Here is a 2150-nt window from a genome sequence, read left to right on the forward strand (position 1 = left end):
ACAAAAGAATTAAAAAATTATTGTTGACCCCTTGACTTATGGTAGCAGGTCTTTCTCCCAGCAGGGAGAAAGCTATTGCTTCATGATTCTGGATTGGAGTAATCGTTTTGTGGATTCAGCCTCTATCGATCGCTTCGCGACCACTTTCTCCATTCTTGGAGAAAGCCTGCTTCATGAATCTGGATTTGAGAAATACGGTTTGTGGATTCAGCCTCTATCGATCGCTTCGCTGCGCTACAGCCTATCCGCGTTAGGGCTACCGGTTTCGACTCTTCCGTCACCTACGGCGACACCTTCCCTCCCAGGGAAGGCACTTGGGGAAAGCCATTGCTTTATGAATCTATTTAGTACAATTCAATTGATATTGATTGTTACTACTAATATTATAGCACGGTTTGGCAAGGTTTCTAGAGGTGGTGTTGGAAATTCTATCGCTTTTTTCTGTACAGTGCTTGACTTTAACGTTAACTTTAATGCTAAAGTCTCATCATACCTATTGATTTTGTAAAGGAGAGATTTTCTATGAATACAGAAATGATGAAGGCTGCTGTGCTTACGGGTCCTGAGACGGTTGTTGTGAAGGATGTGCCTGTGCCTGTTGTTGGGCCTGGGGAGATTGAGGTTCGTGTGTCTGCTTGTGGGATTTGCGGTAGTGATGTGCATTTGTGGAAGGCTGGCAAGGGCTGGGCGAAGGAGGCTTTGCCTGATTTTATCATGGGCCATGAGTTTTGTGGTGTCGTGACGAATCCTGGTACGTCTTCGTTTGTTGTCGGTGACCGCGTGGTGTTTTGGGCTAATTTGTATTGCGGGAAATGCGATATGTGCCAGGCTGGCTTGGAGCATTTGTGCCGCGACGTGAATGGGACGAATTATATCGGTTTCGTCTGCAACGGCGCCTATGCAGAAAAATTTGTCGGCAAGGCTAGTAATGCCTACAAACTGCCTGATACGGTTTCCGATGTAGCTGCCGGCCTCATCGATCCTCTCATGGTAGCCTATCATGCAGTCCGCAAGGCGGGTATCAAGCTGGGCGATAAGGTGCTCGTCATCGGAACGGGGATTATTGGCAACATGATCTGCGAGCTCGCCAAGAAATCCGGTGCTTCTTATGTGGCTATGTCGAAAAATAATGATTTGAAGATCGGCGTGACAAAAAAAGCCGGCTATGCCGACGAGTATTTCGATAGCCGTGAGGCTGATTATGAAGAAGCCATGCGTTCGGCTACGGGTGGAGGTTTTGATATCGCTTTTGAGGTCGTAGGGAGCGAGGCTACGCTGACGACGTGCATCAACGCCGTGAAGCCCGGTGGTACGGTAGTCATGATTGGTAACAGCATGACGGAAACCATTCCCGTGCCCATCAATCGAGCAGTGTTGCAGGAGGTGCGGCTCATTGGCAGCGTTTCCTGTACGCGCAGCGAATTTGAAGGCACCATTGACCTCATTGCTAAGGGCATTATCGATCCGGAGATTTACGTGACAGATATTGTGCCGCTGGAATCGTTACAAGAAACCTTGGAACGCTTGGCATCGGGGACGGATCCAATTTTGAAGGGTGTTGTGAAGTTTTAGTTTTTTTCTGGGGCCTCTCTGCCCCGCAGAGTGGGGACCAGGGTACATTCTAGTGGCCCGTATTTATCTGATTTGATTTTTATACAAAACATTATATTTTTCTATTGGCCCTCTCTCCCCCGCAAAGCGGGTACTCTCCCCGCTTTGCGGGGAAAGCATACGCTTCGTAAATTAAAAACATTCAATGTTTTACATAAAAACAAATAAAAAGTCAAGGATGTATGAAAGGTATGCTTTCCCCTTACTAGGGGAGAGTACCGGTAGCGTCAGCGTTACCGGGGAGAGAGGGTACTTGCAGAAAACGATATTTTATACATATCCTGTTGTAGTTATTATTTCGGCCTCTCTCCCGGCTTCACTCTGTTACATCAACGTTAAGACCACTAATTGGCTGCCTGATTAATCAGGCAGTAGTTACGGCGTAGTGTGCACACAGGCATACTACGCTTCCGGGCGCTTCGCCGTATCGTGCACACGGGCACGATACGCCTTCCCTGCCAGGGAAGGCCATACAGTGGGGAAAGCTATTTTAGGCCTCTCTCCCGGCTTTGCCGTACTAGTACCATAAACATGTAGTG

General features: G+C 47.9%; 2 protein-coding genes. Both read left to right on the top strand.

Annotated features, from left to right (window positions below; genetic code table 11):
• Positions 1-82: 82 nt before the first annotated feature.
• The gene (locus tag PGX44_RS13835; RefSeq protein WP_498855830.1) at positions 83-508 is read left to right on the top strand and encodes a hypothetical protein; all 426 of its coding nucleotides are present in this window, start codon (positions 83-85) and stop codon (positions 506-508) included.
• A 14-nt stretch (positions 509-522) separates the two neighbouring features.
• On the top strand, positions 523-1572 hold the full coding sequence (locus tag PGX44_RS13840) for a zinc-dependent alcohol dehydrogenase (protein WP_498855831.1): 1050 nt from the start codon (positions 523-525) through the stop codon (positions 1570-1572).
• Positions 1573-2150: the final 578 nt, after the last annotated feature.

The organism is Caecibacter sp. AF58-12pH5A (assembly GCF_027681725.1).
Taxonomy (GTDB): domain Bacteria; phylum Bacillota; class Negativicutes; order Veillonellales; family Megasphaeraceae; genus Megasphaera; species Megasphaera hominis.